We start from the raw sequence: 19,998 nt of genomic DNA, 5'->3' as shown, positions 1-19,998 counted from the left end.
GCAGCAAGTGAATTAATCAGCAAAGCTGCTGTCATTGAGCCTTTTCAGTACTGCAGTAACCTCTGCTCTTGTCGCTGTTCCTTTAGGATCGAACTGGTTACCCGGTTTACCGCTAATGAATCCGAACGACTGGATATCAGTAACCGCAGAAGCTGCCCAAGAGGAAATGCTCTTGTCATCTGTGAACTTGACAGCTCCAGCGGTCTGTTCCGGCTTCAGCTTCATATAATTCAGATAATTACGGATCAATACCGCCAGTTCTTCTCTGGACACCGCCTGATCCGGCGCAAACCTCTTATTGCCTGTGCCCTGTACGATACCATTGGCTGCTGCCCAGGCGATATAAGGCGAGTAATATTTATTTCCCGCCACATCGGTGAAGGAAGCTGCTCCAGAGGGTTCAGCACCTCCCATTTTGCCCAGAACCGTTGCGATCATTCCGCGTGTCAAGGTCTGATCCGGTGCGAACTTATGATTGCTAAGACCTGTGAACCAGCCTCTGGCCGCTGCAAAATCAATACTGTCTTTGGCCCAGTGGTTCACGATATCGCTAAAGCCGGCGCTATAATAGCCTACGGCAAATTTAGAGAAATGACTTGTCTTGAATTCTACCGTTTTCGCCGCTGTGTTGTAGCGGCTGGTTACTGGAATGGCAACACCGTTGTTGTCAATATAGTATGCAGCAAGCCCGTTCGCATTCTCTCCAGCAGCCTGAGTATATGGAATTTGCACATGGACCCTCTCACCGCCGAAGCTGGTAATCGCCGAGGTACCATCCCCAATTGTGAAATCGTACACGGGTCTGCCGCCCACCCGTGCTTGAACACTGCTGCCTGCTATATTAACCGAGGACAGCTCTACACTAATACGGAGCGTTTCCCCCTTGGCAGCCTTACTGATGGCATCCAGCACAGAATGGCTTAGTGTAATAATAGCGAATCCGGTATTAATCTTCAGCTCCGCTTGAGTGCCGGAAGATAATCTGCTGACAAATTCGCTCCCAAGCTCTACTGTCAGCTTCCTGGCTTCCTTGACTGCCTCCCCGCGGAGTTCAACGACCGTCCGCTTGCCGGCCTTATCACTCATTGCTGCGTTGTCCAGCAGCTTCGCGGCAGCCTCAGCCGTAAGCTTAAAGCTTGCTTCTTGAGTCTGGGCATTCTGAGACGGTGCTAATACAGCAACGGTATCAGTGATGATTGTCTGCACAGCTAACGGTGTAGCCGTTGGAGCAGAAGTTGGAGTAATTGTTTTGACGGGCACAAACACCTGATCCGGTGTTTGTGTAGCTGCCGGGGTTGCTGTTGGGGTCTCCGGCTTAATCGTTGGCGTCACTGCCGGTATATCCGGTTTTGTCGTCGGTGTTGGTGTTGGCTTCGTAGTTGGCGTCGCTGTCGGTGTCGGTTCAACAACCGGCGGTGTATAATAGCCTCTAGGAATTTCTATCACGGATACCGTACCAGACACCTCATTAGCCACAAGCAGCAGCGGATAGCGTGTCGGACTCTGATCGGCTGCGATGAACGTCTGTCCTTCCGGAGATACATCTCCGGCCACCCGGTAAGCCGGCTTGGAACCCGACTGATCCACTGAATGTTCAAAGTCTCTTGTATTCAGATAGTCATAGAACACCGGGGCGTTCACATCCGAAATATCGTACATCATATTGCCGCTGACCCGCTCCAGGCCGATAAAAGCATACGGCTTACCGTCCACGATGCCGACTTTAACGTCCTCAGGTTCGGGACCTTTTTTTGCGCTTCTTTTCTCGAATACGAAATCATCATTGGACCAGTTGAAATATTGCGGCAGCAGTCTGGCGGTAATCTGCTCAAAGTCTGCTCCGCTGTCATACAATAGGGACATGTTGTCTGCATCCCAGATGGAGAAGGAACGCGCACCGAACAGATAGGTTTTGCCGCTGACAAATCCGGTTCCGCCCGCACCCACTTCATAATCTGAAGGATCGAAGGTTGTCAGTTTGATGTCCTTATCAGCATTTCCGTCCTGCCCTTTGCCCAGCTTGATATCCTTCTCGTTAGTGTATCCGTTCCAGTCCCTGGAATCCCCTTCATTGGCAGTAAGGATATATGTCTTTCCCCCGGCAGTGTAGGTGGTAATCCCGTCCGGATTATACATTCCATATACATTCGGCTCCGGCTGAATCTGAATTTTGCCGTCTCTGCGCATGTCCAGCCCATTCCCGGACACACTGTGGTCTTTGAAGCCCAGTCCCTTGATGCTGGTGAATACACCCTGCTCAATATCAAGTGCAGCAATGGCATTAGCCTCCTGCAAGGAGATGAAGGCACGTTTGCTATCCGCCGATACCGCTGCATATTCAGGCTCCAAATCTACGGACGGTGCAGTTTGTTTTTTGAGAATAACATTGTCCGCCAGCAGTGCATTTCTAGCCTCCGTGCTATCGAAGCTGGTGAAATCAACAATCTTGACGGTATGCTCCTGCAGATGAATCACAGTAACCGAACCCTTGGGATCAACCGCAGGCTCTTTGTAGCCTTGTCTTGGCTCACCTTCATCAGCCGTCAATAAATACTTGTTATCCGGCGTGAAGGTCACCATATCCGGCTGAACCCCTGTCATATAGTGGGTCTGGTATTTCCCGTTATAATCCAGCAGCAGCACAGCACCTGGCTTGCTGTAATCCGCCTCCTGTACTGCTATAGCAACAGTATCCAGTGTTGTGCTGATATCTACACTCGTAATATCCCCGAAGCTGAAGCCGTCAATCATCTTGCTTACGTCAATCCGTTTCTCCAGTGTAAGCAGATTATCCTGGCCCGGGACCAGCGTCTTCAAGCTGACAATATCAATGCTCTTCTCCTTGCCGTTCACCAGATAGAACTTCTGATTGTCACTGTTGTATTTCACAATTTCTGCAACTCCGCCTTCCAGATCCGAGAAGCCCGTGGAATAGCTGCCGATTTTGTGCATCACCGATCCGCTAAGCCGTTTGATCTCATTTCTGTCCCGCACACGGATTCGCTTACCGACCGTATCCACTGAAGACAGGCCGATGGCAGAGATTCGCTCTCCCGGCTGAATCGTTTCAAGCTGTACGTCAGGGGTAATGTATCCGTCTATAAATACTCTTACGTCCCCGGAGCCGTCATTCACGATGATTGCCCCTACTTTTCCACTGTCGAGATTTACAGCCTTCACAGTACCCTCTACCTGTACAAGACTGCCCCGGGTAGAATCCGCTATTGCTGCCGCTGTAGAGACCCGGGCCGGGACAAGCTCATGAATGCTGCTGTCAATGATCTGTATTTCTGTTACTGTAAGCTGCTTCTCTCCCTGATATCCGCCTACGGTTCCGGTAACCTCCACCTTCTGTCCTGCGCGGAAATTACCCGAGACCGGGAACAGGTTAATACCGGCTGTAGCATCCTGTACATAGATCGAATCAAAGAATGCCGTGCTCTGATCATATCCGCTTGCGCTCGAAGTCACCGTGCCTTGAATGGTGAACTTCGTCCCTGTGGCTGCCGCCTGGACTTCAGCAATAGGTGTTACTGTTCGGGGTGCGATCTCCTTCAGAATATTCTGAGAGATATTGTAGTTGCTATAGCCAAGATCCGCAGCATTATCCAGCGTTGCCTGCACTTCGAAATTGGACATGAACACGGAACCAGCCACAAATAGCTTGGCTCCCTTGTCCAGTGTTTCTACCGTCAGAGCCGGAATATTGCCCTTAACCACCGGATTCCCTTCACCGCCCAGACCGTCCTGATCTGAATCCAGGCTCTCTGAAGTGGCATGAGAAATCACGATAGGACTCACCGCCGCCTTATCCGCTTCAGGTACAAAGATCGAGGAACCGCTGTAGAAGCTATATTCCTGCGCCGGATTAACGCCATACGTATATGGGCTGTCCATGTTGTAATTCTTGAACCGGAGCCGGAAATTCTGGCTAGGCACGAAATTCGTATTGTCGATCAATTCATCATCTACAAGCCGGGCCTTCCCGCCGAGTGCCTCCAGAATCAGATTCTGCTGGTACGCCGCGTGATGAGCCGGATCACCTTTGGCGTCGTTATAATCAGCCAGTCCAGTGACAATAACAGTATGACCGTTATCTGCAAAAGCCTTTACCGCCGCAATTTCATCCTGCGTATATTCACCAAGCGCACCCACGGAAGCTCTGCGGTTCGGCGGAGTCAGAATCAACGCCTTCAGATCATTCAGGTTCTCCGGCTTAAGGCCGCCCTTAATGTCTACTAGACGGATATCATAGGTCTCTGCCAGCTTGGCGAAATTAGTCATGCTGTTCGCATAGTTCCCGGCCACATAATCATTAAGATGCGATGCGTCCACTCCAATATTGACGAGCTTCGCAGCATCTCTGACATTCAATTCCAGGGAGCCGGTAAACGTCCGGCTAATTCCATTCACGACTGCATTTGCCGTAACTACCACAACCGCGCTGCCCGGTAATGATGGCGTGTACGTGATACTGTCTTTTAATGTACCCAGTGATGCGATTGGCGCATTAAGGGTTTTGGCCGCAATACTAACACCATCCATGCTGTAATCAATCGATTGAATGGTTGCCGCAGAAGCCTCATTGTTAAACAGCTCGGTGGATAGCTCCAGCGATTCACCGGTTACCGGCATGCTGACCGAAGAGGTCACCGCAGTAATTCCGGCCTTCTCTACCTCGCCGACCCATACAGGTGCTGTTACAGCGATGTTGCCATCTGCTTGTACCACACGAATATAATAGTAGCCGCTAGACGGATTATCGATTGTCACAGCGTAATTTGCCTGGTTAGCCGTGATATTCTGGATATTCGATTCTTCACCGCCCCTGCTGATCACCGATACCTGACCAATCTGATCAGTGACATCCGGGTCCAGCAGATCTACATTGATATCCAGCTTAGAGATACCTGCCGGCAGACTTGATCCCAGCGGTTCCCCGTTAGCCGTGTATTTAATCTCCAGATTCTCATCTTCAGTGGCATACACACGCAGCTCACGGAGAGCGGAATATACGCCTTCCTTGCTGAGATCATCGGTCACAATAGCCGTTCTGGCAGTATTGGAGTTACCCCAGCGCCCCTTGTGATTATCCTGATTGTTGGTCGGTGCGAGATGCCAGCCTTTATCCAGCGCATTATTGTAATATTCGTAGGAGCGGAAATATCCGCCGGAGTTCACAGCCCCTTCGCCATTACCTACTTCTATTAGCGTCATATGCCGGTTCAGTTCAGGATCGTAATTGGAGAAGGTATTGAAATCTCCAAAGGTTGGTCCCGGGTGGTTGAACTGTCCAATGGAGCCGGGAATATTCTTAAGCAGTTTGTAGTAGTTGGTCATGCCTGAGACACCAGAAGCGTAGGTTTTATTATTTCTGCTGACGAAGCCCTCTGTATTAAAAGTATTGATATGCCCGGGGCCGCCGGCCCAGGTCATCTCATACCCGTAAAACGGAACAAAATCCGGCGTTGCCGCCGCAGCCGCTGCTGATTGTCCCTGCTGCCATTTAGTATTGGCAACACTTGCCTCATACTCAACAGGACTACTTGAGGTATCGAAATAATTGGAGTGGTCAGTGAGCGCAAAGAAATCCAGCTTGGCCACATCTCTAGCATAAGCATAAGCCTCTTCCATCGTGCCAGAGCCGTCTGACTGCACGGTATGTCCATGGAGCTGTCCAAAATACACCTTGGCCGCCGTACCGCCATCCTTAAGTGTATAGTTGTACGTTGCTGGAACACTATCCTTATATCCTTCCATTACTGCCGAGGCTTCAATCTTGGCTGGAAGCATGTCCGCTGTTAACGTAACTGGAGCGCTGTAAGCTGCCTTTGCATCTATAATCTCTTCCGGCATGCCTGCTTTCCGGGTCAAAATATAGCTGATGGCCGCTCCTTCCGTTGGTGTGGTCAGTTCAATAGTACTGCCGGAGGGAATGGCTCCCGTTCTGCTGGCAGACACCGGTCTGGTCTGTGCCTGAGTGTAGGTGAACGTTCTTTCAACACTGCTATTCGTATTCTTCAAGGCTCTAGCCTTCAGGACTGCCGTATTGCCCGGCTGGTTAAAAGCATCGATCACCACTGAACCGGTTGAAGCGTCTATTGTCTGCAAGGCTCCGCCGTTCAGGCTGTATTCCAGACTTGCCCCTGCAGTAAGAGTGGATAACTCCACCTTGCTTCCCGCGGGAACCTCTGAATCTTGACCCGGAGCAGCCGTAACTGCCGCTACAATATCGGAATCGGCTTTTTGCTCCCCTGTGATGAAGATGTTGAACAAGCGGGAAGTTCCTCCAGCTGCCACTTCCTCGGCAGCGGAATAACTTGCCGTGCCAGCACGGATCGACAGATTGCTTGTCTGCAGAAAGCGCAAGGTTACTGCCGCGTTGTCGTCAATAGCTGCAGGCAGCGGCAGATTGGACTTGGTCGGGGTTGCCGAATAGGAGGAAGCATTGGAATAAGCCCCCTCCTGAATATCTGTGAAATGAATGTTGTCCATGCTGTATTGCAGCTTGAAATCTCTCGGGCCGGTGCCCGAGCCGTAAGAATTGAAGGATAGCTTTAGATTCTCATATCCGGCAGCAGAAAAAGCCAGCGTCCAATACTTAGTATCGGCGCCAGCATTCCAGCCGGTTATTGAAATGGATCTGTTGGAATTAGTATAACTTGATATTTCCCCGCCAATTCCATTCTCGCCCATATAAGTCGAGAGCGTCACTGTGGAGGCAGCAGCCAGTCCGCCAGTCGCCGGGAAGCGGGTCAAGGTCTTCGTCGCATCCGGATGATCAGCGAAATCCCATTCCGCAACAGATACAGGAGTTGCCGCAGCATTCACAAATGTAGATACAGGCAACGTCATTAGCAGCATGATTGCTGCCATAATTGCACTAAGTATCCGCTTTGAACTATTAATATTCATATATGCCTCCCTAGTCTTTGATACCTTAACTTTAAGAGGCATATGTAAATTCTCTGCTGCTATATTGTTAAAATTATAAGTTATTCACGTTGATCTTCCGGTTCCGCTGCATGAAGCTCCCGCTTATTTCACCAGCTCCTCCAGACTGCCAAAGGCACCCGCGGCCGATTTCAGCTTGGATTCGCCTCCGACCACACAGAAGTAATTCTGCTGCGTTACCGACTCAAGCAGACTGGCATAGCTCCTGATATCCCCGGCAGTGGCCGACAGAATTTCATTACGCTCCTGCTGAAGATCCTCCGCAGTAATCTGCTCGAAATAATGCCGGTCCGCCTGACGGCCTGTAGCGCCGGGACTCAGCGGCTGGTCCAGCATGGCCAGGGTCCCGATAATCGCCCTCTCCATCTCCGCTTCATCTGCTGTATATTCACCTGCAAACTGAGAAGCCCGGTCATAGATCTCCAGCGTCTCCAGCAGGTTCGGATCGCGGTAGGAAGTGAACAGGATCACCCCGTCGCGGCGCAGGAGCAGATTGCCGCCATACGCACCGCCCTTGACCCGGACCGTATTCCACAGGTAGGTCAGGCTGAGGATCTTCTTGAGCACCTGCAGCTTGCCGGAATAGGCGAAGCCCAGCTTCTTGTAGTCATAGCCTTTGACTACATACTGTACCTGGCTCGCGGACATGAAGCCTTCGTTGACCGCCTGCCCCTGTGCGGACAAGAGCGGCTGGGAATGCACCGCCCGGCTGCTTAGGTCCAGCTCCTGCACATGTGCGGCGAATTCCGCATACGAATCCGCCGTACCGGTGACGGAGAGCGTCAGATTCTCCGTATTGAATAACAACCCGCAGATTTCCTTCAAGGTATCTGCAAGTCCTTCAGCCTGCTGGTCAATGCTGCGGGCAAGCTCCTTGATGAAGCGGTAATACGCCACGCCGCCAAGCTGCTCCTCATACATCCCCCGATCCGAGAAATAGGACAGCACCCGGCTGGCTGCAATCTCATTGCCTTTCTGGATCAGCATCGCCTCCATCCCGGAGGCTTCGCGGCGGACAATCTCCTGCAGCTTGGACAGGTTATCCAGATTGCTGCCGTAGAGCAGCTCATGCAGCAGCTTCAGGGAACCGCCGATGTTACCCTGCATGACCTTGATGCGAGCGCTGAATTTGGCCTGATAACTTCCTTCCGCAGATTTCCCGGCTCCGAACACCTCATTCTGAAAACGGATGCCCCCGGTCGAAATCCCGATCTCACTGGTCAGTTCCTCAATACTGTAGGCTTCCGTCTCCAGCTGTCCAAGCACTCTCGCCAGCAGCTCCAGATAAGGAATCTGCTGCGCTGTAAGCACGCTGGTGTCCCAGTACAGCTTGATATAGGCAATTGCACCTGCAGCCACTTCATGATGCAGCACCTTCATCCCATCCAGCGCGTACTCCACTGTGGGTACCCCGGCCGGGGCGATAGGGTTAATATCCTGGAGAGTCAGCTTCGGCAGCTTCTCTAGCTCCTCTGCGGGGTCAGGTGTGTTCTGACGGGCCAGCAGCTTATGCGTGCTAAGCACCAGCTCATCCAGCTGGGCCGGGGCCAAAGACGCTTTGTATGACGCCAGACGGCTGCGGACCGCCGCATCCTTTTCCCCCGCAAGAGTCTGAGAGGGCTGGAGGACAACGACACTACAGTGGTTACTGTTCAGCAGGTAGGTCTCAATCAGCCGCTCGAAATAGCGGCCCGAACTTTGTTCACGGATCGCCGTAATCGCCGCTTCATACTCCAGATATGTGGACGGCAAGCCGTCATACAGCCAGGCCTTCATCACTTCCATGTTGTAGGTGAGACCCTTCGGATATTGGGTGAAATCGGCTTCACGCAGTTCAAATTCCTTACTGTTCACCGCAGCGAGCACCAGCTTCTCATCCAGTCCGTCTGCTGCAAGACGGCTTAAGGTGGTTCTGACGAGATTCACGAATTCTTCTTTGGCCTCAGGGTTCGAATGCGTCAAGGCAATGCCCAGCATAGGCTGAACCATGCTATCTGAATAAAAAGCAACCACATCCTTGCCAAGGCCGCTCTCCAGCAGGGCTTGCTTCAGCGGGGCTGCGTTGCTGTCCATCAGCATGCTTTTCAGAATGGCAAAGGCCAGATTCAGCTCCCGGTCCAAAGAGGTCCCTATTACATAATTCAAGCTCAAGTATGTCTTGTCGGCTGCGGTTTCCGTCTCCAGAATGGGATACTCCGCGGTAAGCTGGGTAACGCCGGCCGGTGCCTGTAGAGCAATCGAAGTATCCATAGCCTTGCGGGTATAGCGGCTGAGGTATTCCTCATGGATAAACTGCAGCCGTGCTTCGATATTCAAATCGCCATAGAGATAGAAATAACTGTTCGACGGATGATAATAATTCCGGTGCGCCTCCAGAAACTGTTCATACGTCAAGGAAGGGATATTCTGCGGATCACCGCCGGAGGAGTGACGGTAGATCGTACCCGGGTAGAGCGATTTTTTGATCCGGTCAATCAGCACCGTCACCGGCGAGGAATACGAGCCCTTCATCTCATTGTAGACAACACCCTTGTAGATTAGCTCATCCCCGGAATCCGGCAGCTCATAATGCCAGCCCTCCTGCTCGAAGATCTCCGGCTGACTGTAAATATTCGGCTGAAAGACGCTGTCCAGATAAACCTCCATCAGATTGGCAAAATCCTGGTCATTCTGGCTGGCTACCGGATACATTGTTTTATCGCCAAAGGTAAAGGCGTTCAGGAACGTCTTCATCGAGCCCTTCAGCAGCTCCACGAACGGTTCCTTCACCGGGAATTTGTCCGAGCCGCACAGAACCGAGTGCTCCAGAATGTGAAACACGCCCGTGCTGTCCGCAGGCGGAGTCCGGAACGTAACACTGAACACCTTATTGTCATCCTGATTCTGTACATAGAGCAGCCGTGCGCCGCTCTGCTGATGCTCAAGCGTGTATACGGAGGATTCGATTTCCCGTATGTACTCCTTGCGTATCACTTGAAACCCGGAATAGACCTCACCTGCTTTTAAGCTGCTCATAACTTTTCCCTCCTTAGTTCAGGGCTGCCCTGATTCCATGAGCTTATCATATCCGGGGTTTCCGGTTCCAGTATGAGCTGCATAGAGGCTTGGACTACGGGATGCAGCACCCTGCTCTGACGCTGCGAGAATCTAGACCCGGCTCAACCGCTCAACTGCCTGCTGCTCATCCGCTACGAAAAATATATCCTTCCCCTGGTTGCATTCATAGATGAAATCACGCAGACTGCGGCTGGTATAGCTGCTGAAATCACCAACCACGGCTGCCTTTACCTGATAGTTAATGAACTTCTGCAGAATCTCACCGGCCAGCCTTGTCTTGAGGTCGAAGAACTCCTCGCTCAGCAGCGCCTTATGGATCACTATCCGGTCGCAATCCGTCTCATAGCGTACCGTTGCCATCAGATCCAGCGCACTCCGGACATCACACACCACGGCTTCGTTGCCGCTCACTACAGCAATGATTGTACCGCCAGCTTCTATAGTTGTTATGTTCATTACTATAACCTCCTTATCGAATATGTTAAAATATGCGGATAGCTAATATTAGCAACGATTGAATTGTACAGTAAAGGATGGATCATGATGGAGCTCACGATGAATTGGATTACACTCAGGGTACGCAATCTGGAGGCTTCCCTTGATTTCTATCACAGAATTCTAGGGCTTCCGGTGGAGCGCAGATTCGAGAGCAGAGGGAAGCAGATCGTCATGTTGGGGGTAGAGGGGCAGCCGAAGCTTGAGTTGATAGAGGGTAGTGACCCGCCGTTGAAGCCGGAATGCGGAGTGTCTGTAGGCTTCGAGGTCGGATCGCTGGACAAGGCTATGGCGGAGCTTAGTAAGGAAGGAATTCCGGTAGCCCGCGGTCCCATCGCGCCGAATCCCAGCCTGCGCTTCTTCTATATCCTGGACCCCGACGGCTTCGAGGTGCAGCTTGCCGAGCATATATAGAGGTAAGCCTACTTGCGGAATTAGCGCCACGCGCCTACACACGGCTCAATGTAATCGGTTTTTCGATTACATTGGCGCCTCGCGCCTACACACGACCCAGTGTATTCGGTTTACCGCACATCTCTCTCAAAACAGCAAAAAAACGGCATTTCTGCCGTTTCTTAAGGGATGGACTCTCAGGGGCTCGAACCCTGGACAAATAGATTAAGAGTCTACTGCTCTACCAACTGAGCTAAGAGTCCGTATGGTGTCTATGTATGATTCTCTAGACGATAATCTCTAAGCTGACTGCGTCCGCTCAAAAGTACTTTCATAGTATACTTTTTTGAACGGGCGCTTGTCAACTGTTTTATTAAAACTTTCTCACACTCAGCTATGAACTGCTGTTTACACGCGATTCTTCCGCATCATCACCACATACACCGGGAGTCCGGCAAGCGTGATGCCAATCCCTATAAGCGAGCGCATCGGATCACTGATGATCGTGCTTGCCAGAATATAGAGGCCTCCTGCTACGCCAAGAATCGGGGTAAACGGATAGAGCGGCACGCGATAGCGGCCTTGTACGGGCGGCAGCTTCCTGCGCAGGAGGAACAGACCGAACACGCCCATGGTGAAGAAGATCCAGAGCACGAACACCAGCAGATCCGTCAGCGTATTGAAGGTTCCCGAGAAGATGTAGACCACCGCCAGCACACTCTGAAAAACAAGCGCATTCGCCGGTGTACGAAACTTCGGATGAATGCTGCTCAGCACCCGGGAGAACGGAAGCTGTCCCCGCTCCCCCATCGCCTGCGGAACCCGCGCTGCGGTCATGAGGTAACCATTCAGCGCCCCCAGCACGGAGACGATAATGCCTGCCGTAATAAAGGCTCCTCCTCCGCTCCCGAACAAAGCCTCAGCCGCATCGGCTCCCGGAGTCTGGGATGACACAATCTGGTCATAGGGCAGCGCCTGAAACACCGCAATATTGAACAACACATACACGGCGATGACAAAAACAACACCGATCGAAATGACTTTGGGCAGCGTCCTGGCCGGGTCCTTGATCTCACCCGCCATATTGGTCACGCTGATCCAGCCGTCATAAGCCCAGAGTGTACCGAGCACCGCAGCCCCGAAGCCTGCACCCGCAGCCGCTGTACCGATGCCGCCGAAGCCGGGAGCCAGATCCGAGAACAGCCCGACGCCCACAATACCCGCTACCGGAATCAGCTTCCCGACCGTGGCCACCGTCTGAATGATCCCGCCGAACTTCGTCGCGATGACATTCATCAGCAGAATGAAGGCCAGAATCCCCACCGCAAGCAGCTTCTGCTGCCATGCATTCAGCGGCAGGAAGTAACCGGAATAGGTTGCAAAAGCAATAGCCAGCGCCGCCACAGAAGCCGGATAGGAGATTACCGCCTGCACCCAGCCGAGCAGATACCCGAACACTCCGCCGTACAATTCACTTAAATAAGTATATAGACCTCCCGACTTCGGAATGGCGGCCGCAATCTCCGCCACACTCAGCGCCGACGCCAGGGTAATGATCCCGCCAACACCCCAAGCCAGAATACTCATCCACGGGCTACCCGCATTATTCAATACAATTCCGGGCTTCAAAAAAATCCCCGAACCGATAATCATCCCGACCACCAGGGCCAGGGCTTGCAGGAAAGTAATACTTTTGGTTACCGTTTTCGTTGTCATCGCTTCATTCCTTGTCCTTCCATTCTATGAGTATGTATATGCTTGTATTTCTTCTCTACAGCGCCTCTACTCCCCTGCTTTTGGCCGGATAAATTGACTATAAAATAAACTTCCCATTGAACGATCCACTATATGGAATATATACTAATAAGTGAGGACGCTTTCAATTAGCTACTAACCTTAAAGGAGGAATCATCTACTTATGCTGCACACTCCTGGCATTACCGACTGCTCACCGGCAGAGGTTCATTATGACGCTTCAAGAATCGGAGTACTCCATACCCTTTTTCAGAAATTGATCGACGAGAACAAAATCCAGGCCGCCGCTTACAGCGTCTCCCGGTACGGCAAGACGTTCATGAATGGTGCCATCGGCCCCCTCTCCTACCGCAAAGACAAGACGGACCCGCTGTTGCCGACAACCGTTCATCGCATCGCATCCATCACCAAGGCGGTTACCTCTGTGGCGATAGCCAAGCTTGTAGAGGATGGTATTCTCCGGTTTGACCTTCCCGTGGGTGCCTTTCTGGAACCGTTTAACATAGAGCCGTTCAATAAAATCGACATCTACAGCCTGCTGACCCATACCTCCGGCCTGTTCCCTGACTGTGCGGGCAGCATGATTCCTTATCATAAGTCTTACTGGGAGCTGATTGGCGAATATTTCGACAAGTATAAGCCGGAGGACGGCGAGCTGGACTGGATCACAGCTGCACTGAGCTGCGGGATTGACAAGCCGGTCGGTAAAGAATGGCAATACTGCTCCTTCGGCTTCTGTATTCTTGGTGAGATTATTAAGAAGGTCACAGGTATTTCCGCTGAACAGTACATAGAGGAGCAGATCCTGCAGCCGCTCGGCATGAAGGACACGATGTGGGAGCCGACTCCCGAATTAGCGGGGCGCTTCATTATAAGAAATGAACACAAAGAAAAGCAGCTCCAAGACCTGATCCATGGCGTGCAGCCGGAAGAACCTCCAGCAGAGAAGCTGTGGAAGAACGTATCCAGCACAGGCGGGGGACTGGTCTCTACTACTGCGGACCTCACCCGCTTCGCCAATATGCTCCTGGGCATGGGCACCTTGGGGGATACGCGGATTATCGGCCGCAAAGCCGTAGAGAAGCTCACCACCCGCACGCTCTATGACACGCCTGATTACTGCTGGGGCAACAATGTCAAAGACCGGAGCTATGGCATTGGACTGGATATGCGGAGAGGCCCAGCATTCCTCTATTCCGAGGGCAGTTATTTTCATGAAGGAGCCGGCGCCTGCTGTATGGTAATCGATCCGGTGGAACAGCTCACAGCGGTATGGTTCGTGCCCTTCACGGACGATAGCTGGCATGCGGAAGCCCTGTTCAATGTAACCAATGTAATCTGGTCAGGACTGATGTAATGAACCGTCTTAAGCATAACTGGCTCATCTGCCGGGCCGTTGCAGAGGTTACCTACAAGGAATGGAGTGCCTACCGCACCCATTCCTTGGTCTCTGTTATTGTCGGCCCGGTCTATTTCATGGTGCAATATTTCATCTGGACCGCAGTCTATGGCGGGCAGACTACGCTCGGCGGGCTTGATCTCCAGCAAATGATCCGCTATTTCGGGGCAACGGCGCTAATCGGGTATCTGATTATGGATTTTGCCGACTGGAATCTGTCGATGCTGGTGCGCACCGGCAAATTCCTCACCTTCCATCTGCGCCCGGTGCATCACCGTTCCTTCGCCTTGTTCCAGAAGCTGGGGCACCGGATGCTCGGCTTCTTATTTGAGTTCCTGCCCTGCCTGCTGATCTTCATCTATATTTTCGGGATCGACATGCGGCCGGCAAGCCTCCCATGGACACTGGTATCTGTGCTGCTTGCCTTTCTTATGAACTTCTATGTCAATTATACGATTGGCCTGACCTCCTTCTGGCTGGTGCAATCCGGCGGGATTCGCAGCGCCTTCATGCTGGTGTCGGGTATTTTCTCTGGAGCGCTGATTCCGCTTGATTTCTTCCCGCACTGGCTTCAGGTCACCCAGCTGTTCCTGCCTTTCCAGTACATTGCTTATATGCCTGCCATGGTGTTCACCGGGCATTATTCACTGGGCGGTCTTGAGTTATCCCTTCCCGAAGCTGTAGGCATGCAGGCGGCCGCTGTGCTGGTGATGTTCGGCTGTAATGAGCTGGTCCGCCGCCGGGCAATGAAGCAGTTCACGGCGGTTGGCGCATGAATACGCGGAGGGAAAGGAACGTTCCTGTTATGAAAAAATATGTAGATGTATACAAGCAGTGTATGTACTCTGCTATCCAGACCGCTTCGGCCTACCGGATGAACTTCATCGTCAGCAGTCTGATTACACTCGTCGGCAACATTCTGTTTCCGCTGGTGACGCTGTTAATCTACCGGGCGGGCACCAGCTTTCCCGGCTGGAGCTTGTATGAGGTGCTGTTGATTCAGTCTATATTCACCATGTCCAGCGGTCTCTCCAGTCTGGTCTTCGGAGGCTTGCTGTGGACAACGATGTCGCATGTGAGGGAGGGCAGCTTCGAGATCATTCTGCTCAAGCCGCTGAATCCGCTCTTCTACATTGTAGCAACTACCTTCTCTGTAGAGAGTGTCGGATTATTCCTGGGCGGGGCTGCCTTATTCATCTTCTCCGCTATGCATATCGGCGCCATCTCCGCCCTCGCCTGGCTGCAATTCACCGGAATGTTCCTGGCCGGGACGGCTGTACTCGCCGGATTATCGCTGATGATGGCGGCGATGTCCTTCAAATGGGTTGGCAATTCGCGGATTTCCGAGCTGGCGGACAGTGTGCTGCATGTCGGCAAATATCCGCTGCCGATCTTCCCGAAGGCGGTGCAGGCGGCAGCTACGCTGATCATTCCCGTGGGGATGGTTGGCTACCTCCCGGCCTCCGCACTGCTTGGCCGGGTACAGGCCGGTGATTTTATCGCGATTCTGCCTTGCTTTGTCTTTCTATGGGCAGGCATTTGGGTATACCGGCACATGATCAGATTATATGAGGGGGTTGGCGGCTGATGCCGGTGATCAATGTCAAACATTTAACGAAGTCCTATACCACCTATAAGCGGGGCGCAGGCATGGGGCAGACCTTTACGAGCTTTTTCCGGCGTGAAGCGGTCTCTGTCCAGGCCGTGAACGATATCAGCTTCGCCATTAAGCAGGGTGAAATCTGCGGGATGCTGGGTCCGAACGGGGCAGGCAAATCCACTGCGATCAAAATGCTCTGCGGCGCGCTCTACCCGACCAGCGGGGAGATTGAAGTACTCGGCTATTCCCCGGCCCGGGACCGGAAGCATTATGTCCGCACCATCGGGGCCGTCTTCGGCCAGAAATCCCAGCTCATCTGGGATATTCCGCCCATCGACAGCTTCAAGATGAACAAAGCGATCTATGGCATCTCAGCCACGGATTTCAGCAACCGGCTGGAAGAGCTGGCAACGCTGCTGGATATATTCGGAGTGATGGAGAAGCCCACCCGCGTGCTGTCGCTAGGCGAACGCATGAAATGCGAGTTCGTGATGGCGATGCTGCACCAGCCGGATATCCTGTTCCTGGATGAGCCGACCATCGGACTGGATGTGATAGCTAAGCTCAAAATCCGCGAATTCATCCGCCAGATGAACAAGCAGCAGAACATGACCTGCATTCTCACCACCCATGATCTGGAGGATGTGGAGGAGTTAGCCCACCGGGTGATTGTCATTAATCACGGTGAGAAGGTGTTTGATGACTCGCTGCAGCGGCTGAAGTTGTTCCTCGGAGAGAAGAAGCACGTGAGCTTTACGTTTAACGAGTCTGTGCGGGACGCCCTTTTCGACAATGACTGGACCAAGGTCATGGAACGCCCCTCCGACCTCCAGATTACGCTTGAGGTAGACACCGCCCGGATCTCAATCAGCGATTTTCTGGAGAGCATCTCCCGCAAGCATGCCTTCTCGGATATATCCGTCAAGGAACTCCCGATCCAGCAAGTCGTAATGAATATCTATGAGAATACCAAAAGCAGCCTGAACCGTCACCCGTTAGAGTGACAGCTCAGGCTGTTTTTTTATCAGACTAATATTAGCTTCGGCTTACTTCGCAGCAGCCAGCTCAGACGCAAGCTTCTCCGCCCCGTCAAAGATGGAATAGCTGTAGCCCCAGAATTGGTTGAAGTCAATCTTATAGATCGCTTTGTTCTGGATAGCCTTCAGACTCTGTAGTGACGGATCGGCATAGAACGCCTTTATCGACTGGTCAGCATCAATACCGCCTGTATACACAGAGATCAGCATGACATCGGGGTTGGTGGCGATCAATTGCTCCTTGCTGATCTCACCGGTCACATCGGCGTAACTGTTGGTCAGTCCTAGCAATCCCAGCACATCTCCCGCAAAAGTATCCACGTTCCCGCTATAGACAGCGATTGCGCCGTTGCCTCCGTCAGATACATAAGCGAAGGTCTTGGCGCCTGTGGCTGCCACTCCCTCCTTCAGCTTCGCTGCACGCTCCTTCAGCTCTGCGATGTACGCCGTGGCCTTCTCCTGCACATCAAAGATCTGGCCTAGCTGTTCAATATCCTTATACAGGCTGTCTAGCGTTGCCCCTTGCAGACTGGTGCTCTGCACGAAGGTCTTGATGCCCAGCTCGTTGAGTCCGCCTACCGTCCCTACTCCCCAATCCGCATCTGCGAACAGGCCGCCGCGGCCCATCACCAGATCCGGGCCTCTGCCTACAACCAGCTCTTTGCTGGCATAGTCTTGGGAGATGACAGGAATCTTTTTGAACTCTTCCTGAACTGCCGGATCGCCTGCACCGTAGAGAGCCGCAACCCCGACCATTTTGTCGGTAAGCCCCAGCTTAATCAGCAGCTCCGCCGCACCTTGGGTATTCGCTACTACCTTCTCGGGAGCTTTATCGAAGGTCTGCGATTTAGCCGTCCACTCGGTGCCTTCACCGTTATTCGTGTGGTTCTCGATTGTAAGCGGATATACCGTCTTGGCCGGCTGTGCAGTCTCCGCCGGTGCTGGACTGGCTGATGCAGGTGCAGCCGTTGCCGCCGCTTCCTTCTCATTACCTGCGTTGGAAGAACAAGCCGCCAGCATAACCGCCATCACCAGAACCGCCAGCAGCGGTACATATCTTTTGAATATTTTCTTCATTCTCTTAGGTCCCCTTTTCTGTATGTACGTTAGTTCCCCTGCGGGAATGGCATTAAGCCTATGGCCTTGCAAGGAATACCTCCGTAGAATATAGAAAGTTGGACAACATGTCAATGAGAATTATTATCATTGACAATCGTTCTCAGTATACCTTATATTTAAGAACATGCTAAGATATCCTGCTCACAGTGTCATCTGATGAGTCAGTCCATACTAATCCTCTAATGTAAAGGAGCCTTCCCATTGTCATGCATACTGATCTAGCCGTACCTTCACAGCCTAAGCAATCTCTCATTCATTCCCGTTATGGCTTCATGGCTGCTATAGGCGTCCTGTTCATTATTACCCTGCTGTCTGCCGGAGCTGCAGTCTCCTTCGGCCAGGTGGACATTCCTGTCTCACAATCCTACCGGATTCTGCTGCATCACATCACAGGCATCCAGATTGGAGATGTGCAGGAGCTGACCTCCGGTTCGTTCGTCGATATTATCTGGAAAATCCGCTTCCCGCGTGTCCTGATGGCGATGTTCATCGGCGCCGGACTTACGCTGTGCGGGACGATCATGCAGGCAGCGGTGCAGAACCCTCTGGCTGATCCATACATACTCGGTATTTCCTCCGGCGCTTCGCTGGGCGCAACCTTCGCCATCCTGATCGGCTTCGGCTCGATGGGGCTGCTCGGCCAGTCGGGAGTCGCCTTTTGGGCTTTTGCAGGGGCGGTTGGCGCTTCTCTGCTGGTCCTCACACTCGCCAGTGCAGGCGGCAAAATGACCTCCGTCAAGCTGGTGCTGGCCGGGATGGTCATTAACGCTCTATGTACCGCCTTCGCCAACTTCATTGTCTATTTCGCGAACAATGCCGAAGGCATCAAGACGGTTACCTTCTGGACGATGGGCAGCCTGGCCGCCTCCAGCTGGGACAAGCTGCCGCTGATCTCGGTTACCGTCCTGCTCGCCGTTATCCTGTTCCTCTCGCAGTTCCGTGTGCTGAATGCCATGCTGCTCGGAGATGAAGCGGCGGTTACGCTGGGCATTCATCTGGGTGCCTACCGCAGAGTCTACATGATTCTCACCGCGCTGATTACCGGAGTTATGGTAGCAAGCTGCGGGATGATCGGCTTCGTGGGACTGATTATCCCCCATCTGGTGCGGGGACTGGTGGGCTCGGACCACCGCAGGCTGCTGCCGGCGTCGATTCTGTTCGGAGCGATCTTCCTGATCTGGACGGATGTCATTGCCCGGACCATCGTACCGAATGTGGAGCTGCCGATCGGGATCATTACCGCCTTGATTGGCGCACCGATGTTCATGTACATGCTGATTAGAAAAGGCTATGCCTTCGGAGGGAAAAGCTGATGAATCTGAATGTTGAACGGCTAAGTGTCTCTTTCGGTGAGGCGAGGATTGTGCAGGAGGTCTCGCTGAGGGTGCAAAACAAGCAATTCGTTGGCCTGATCGGCCCGAACGGCTGCGGCAAATCGACGCTGCTCAAAAGCATCTACAAGGTCATCAAGCCCCGTCAGGGAGAGGTCTTCCTTTCTGAGCTTAATGTGATCAAGGCCAGCCCGAAGCTTGTTGCCCAGAAGCTGGGCGTAGTCGGCCAGTTCAACGAGCTGAGCTTCGACTTCACCGTCCGTGAGATGGTGGCGATGGGCCGGACGCCCCACAAAGGGATGCTGGAAACCGATACCCAACAGGATGCTGACATTATCTCTGCAGCACTCCGCAAGGTCAATCTGGAGGGGCATACAAGCCGCAGCTATAACTCCTTATCCGGCGGCGAGAAGCAGCGTGTCATTCTGGCGCGTGTGCTGGCCCAGCAGCCGGAATTCATGATTCTGGACGAACCGACCAACCATCTCGATATCAAATACCAGCTGCAGATTCTGAATATCGTTAAAAAGCTGGATATCGGCATTCTCGCCGCCCTCCATGATCTCACCCTGGCCGCAGAGTACTGTGATTATCTGTATGTCATGAAGGAAGGCAGGGTCGCCGCCAGCGGAGTCCCTGAGGATATTCTGACCAAGGAATTAATCGGCGAGGTCTTCGATGTGGAGTGCGAGACCTACCGCAATCCGGTCACTGGAGCGCTGGGCATCGCCTATCTGGAGACAAGGTAACTCTTAGGCAGAAACAATAGATCTTCTACAACCTGCGGCTCCTTGCCCGCAGGTTTATTCTTTTTGCAGGATGTTGAAACTATTCTCACCCCTTGACGGTCTAATAGTC

At 52.7% G+C, this 19,998-nt stretch carries 12 protein-coding genes and 1 tRNA gene; 7 read left to right on the top strand and 6 right to left on the bottom strand.

The window, feature by feature from the left end; translation table 11 throughout:
- Nucleotides 1-12 precede the first annotated feature (12 nt).
- The 3 genes from C162_RS34435 to C162_RS17500 all read right to left on the bottom strand — a co-directional run bounded on the left by C162_RS34435 (nt 13) and on the right by C162_RS17500 (nt 10,467).
- On the bottom strand, nt 13-6,915 hold the full coding sequence (locus C162_RS34435) for a choice-of-anchor I family protein (RefSeq protein ID WP_051493637.1): 6,903 nt from the start codon (nt 6,913-6,915) through the stop codon (nt 13-15).
- Between the two features lie 123 nt (nt 6,916-7,038).
- The gene (locus C162_RS17505; RefSeq protein ID WP_036695916.1) at nt 7,039-9,969 is read right to left on the bottom strand and encodes an insulinase family protein; all 2,931 of its coding nucleotides are present in this window, start codon (nt 9,967-9,969) and stop codon (nt 7,039-7,041) included.
- A 132-nt stretch (nt 9,970-10,101) separates the two neighbouring features.
- The gene (locus C162_RS17500) at nt 10,102-10,467 is read right to left on the bottom strand and encodes a DUF4180 domain-containing protein (RefSeq protein WP_036695915.1); all 366 of its coding nucleotides are present in this window, start codon (nt 10,465-10,467) and stop codon (nt 10,102-10,104) included.
- A 99-nt stretch (nt 10,468-10,566) separates the two neighbouring features.
- Between C162_RS17500 and C162_RS17495 the strand changes: the two genes are divergently transcribed.
- Complete coding sequence (locus C162_RS17495; protein ID WP_235218455.1) at nt 10,567-10,920, top strand: VOC family protein; 354 nt, start codon at nt 10,567-10,569, stop codon at nt 10,918-10,920.
- 169 nt (nt 10,921-11,089) lie between these two features.
- Here the strand turns inward: C162_RS17495 and C162_RS17490 are convergent.
- Both C162_RS17490 and C162_RS17485 read right to left on the bottom strand, forming a co-directional pair.
- Nucleotides 11,090-11,162, bottom strand: a tRNA-Lys gene (locus C162_RS17490).
- Nucleotides 11,163-11,307: 145 nt separating this feature from the next.
- A complete protein-coding gene (locus tag C162_RS17485; RefSeq protein WP_036695911.1) occupies nt 11,308-12,615 on the bottom strand; it encodes an APC family permease in 1,308 nt (435 codons plus the stop codon).
- 202 nt (nt 12,616-12,817) lie between these two features.
- Between C162_RS17485 and C162_RS17480 the strand changes: the two genes are divergently transcribed.
- Genes C162_RS17480 through C162_RS17465 form a run of 4 tightly spaced genes read left to right on the top strand, consistent with a single transcriptional unit; the run spans nt 12,818 to nt 16,657 of the window.
- A complete protein-coding gene (locus tag C162_RS17480) occupies nt 12,818-14,011 on the top strand; it encodes a serine hydrolase domain-containing protein (protein ID WP_036695909.1) in 1,194 nt (397 codons plus the stop codon).
- Nucleotides 14,011-14,829, top strand: coding sequence for an ABC transporter permease (locus C162_RS17475; protein WP_051493635.1), 819 nt, complete (start codon nt 14,011-14,013; stop codon nt 14,827-14,829). Before C162_RS17480 ends, C162_RS17475 begins: the two co-directional genes overlap by 1 nt.
- A 29-nt stretch (nt 14,830-14,858) precedes the next feature.
- Nucleotides 14,859-15,641: an ABC transporter permease gene (locus tag C162_RS17470; RefSeq protein WP_036695905.1), complete on the top strand. Its 783-nt coding sequence runs from the start codon at nt 14,859-14,861 to the stop codon at nt 15,639-15,641.
- Complete coding sequence (locus tag C162_RS17465; RefSeq protein WP_036695903.1) at nt 15,641-16,657, top strand: ABC transporter ATP-binding protein; 1,017 nt, start codon at nt 15,641-15,643, stop codon at nt 16,655-16,657. Before C162_RS17470 ends, C162_RS17465 begins: the two co-directional genes overlap by 1 nt.
- A gap of 42 nt (nt 16,658-16,699) precedes the next feature.
- Here C162_RS17465 and C162_RS17460 read toward each other — a convergent pair whose 3' ends face one another.
- Nucleotides 16,700-17,767, bottom strand: a complete 1,068-nt coding sequence (locus C162_RS17460) for an ABC transporter substrate-binding protein (RefSeq protein ID WP_036695901.1) — start codon at nt 17,765-17,767, stop codon at nt 16,700-16,702.
- 248 nt (nt 17,768-18,015) lie between these two features.
- On the opposite strand from C162_RS17460, the gene C162_RS17455 reads away from it, so the two are divergent.
- Nucleotides 18,016-19,122, top strand: a complete 1,107-nt coding sequence (locus C162_RS17455) for a FecCD family ABC transporter permease (protein WP_051493633.1) — start codon at nt 18,016-18,018, stop codon at nt 19,120-19,122.
- On the top strand, nt 19,122-19,889 hold the full coding sequence (locus tag C162_RS17450; protein ID WP_036695899.1) for an ABC transporter ATP-binding protein: 768 nt from the start codon (nt 19,122-19,124) through the stop codon (nt 19,887-19,889). The genes C162_RS17455 and C162_RS17450 overlap by 1 nt, the downstream gene beginning before the upstream one ends.
- Nucleotides 19,890-19,998: the final 109 nt, after the last annotated feature.

The organism is Paenibacillus sp. FSL R7-269 (assembly GCF_000517865.1).
In the GTDB taxonomy this organism is placed as follows: domain Bacteria; phylum Bacillota; class Bacilli; order Paenibacillales; family Paenibacillaceae; genus Paenibacillus_AQ.
Note: the sequence above shows the minus strand (reverse complement) of the source record. Positions and strands in the feature narration are given on the sequence as shown.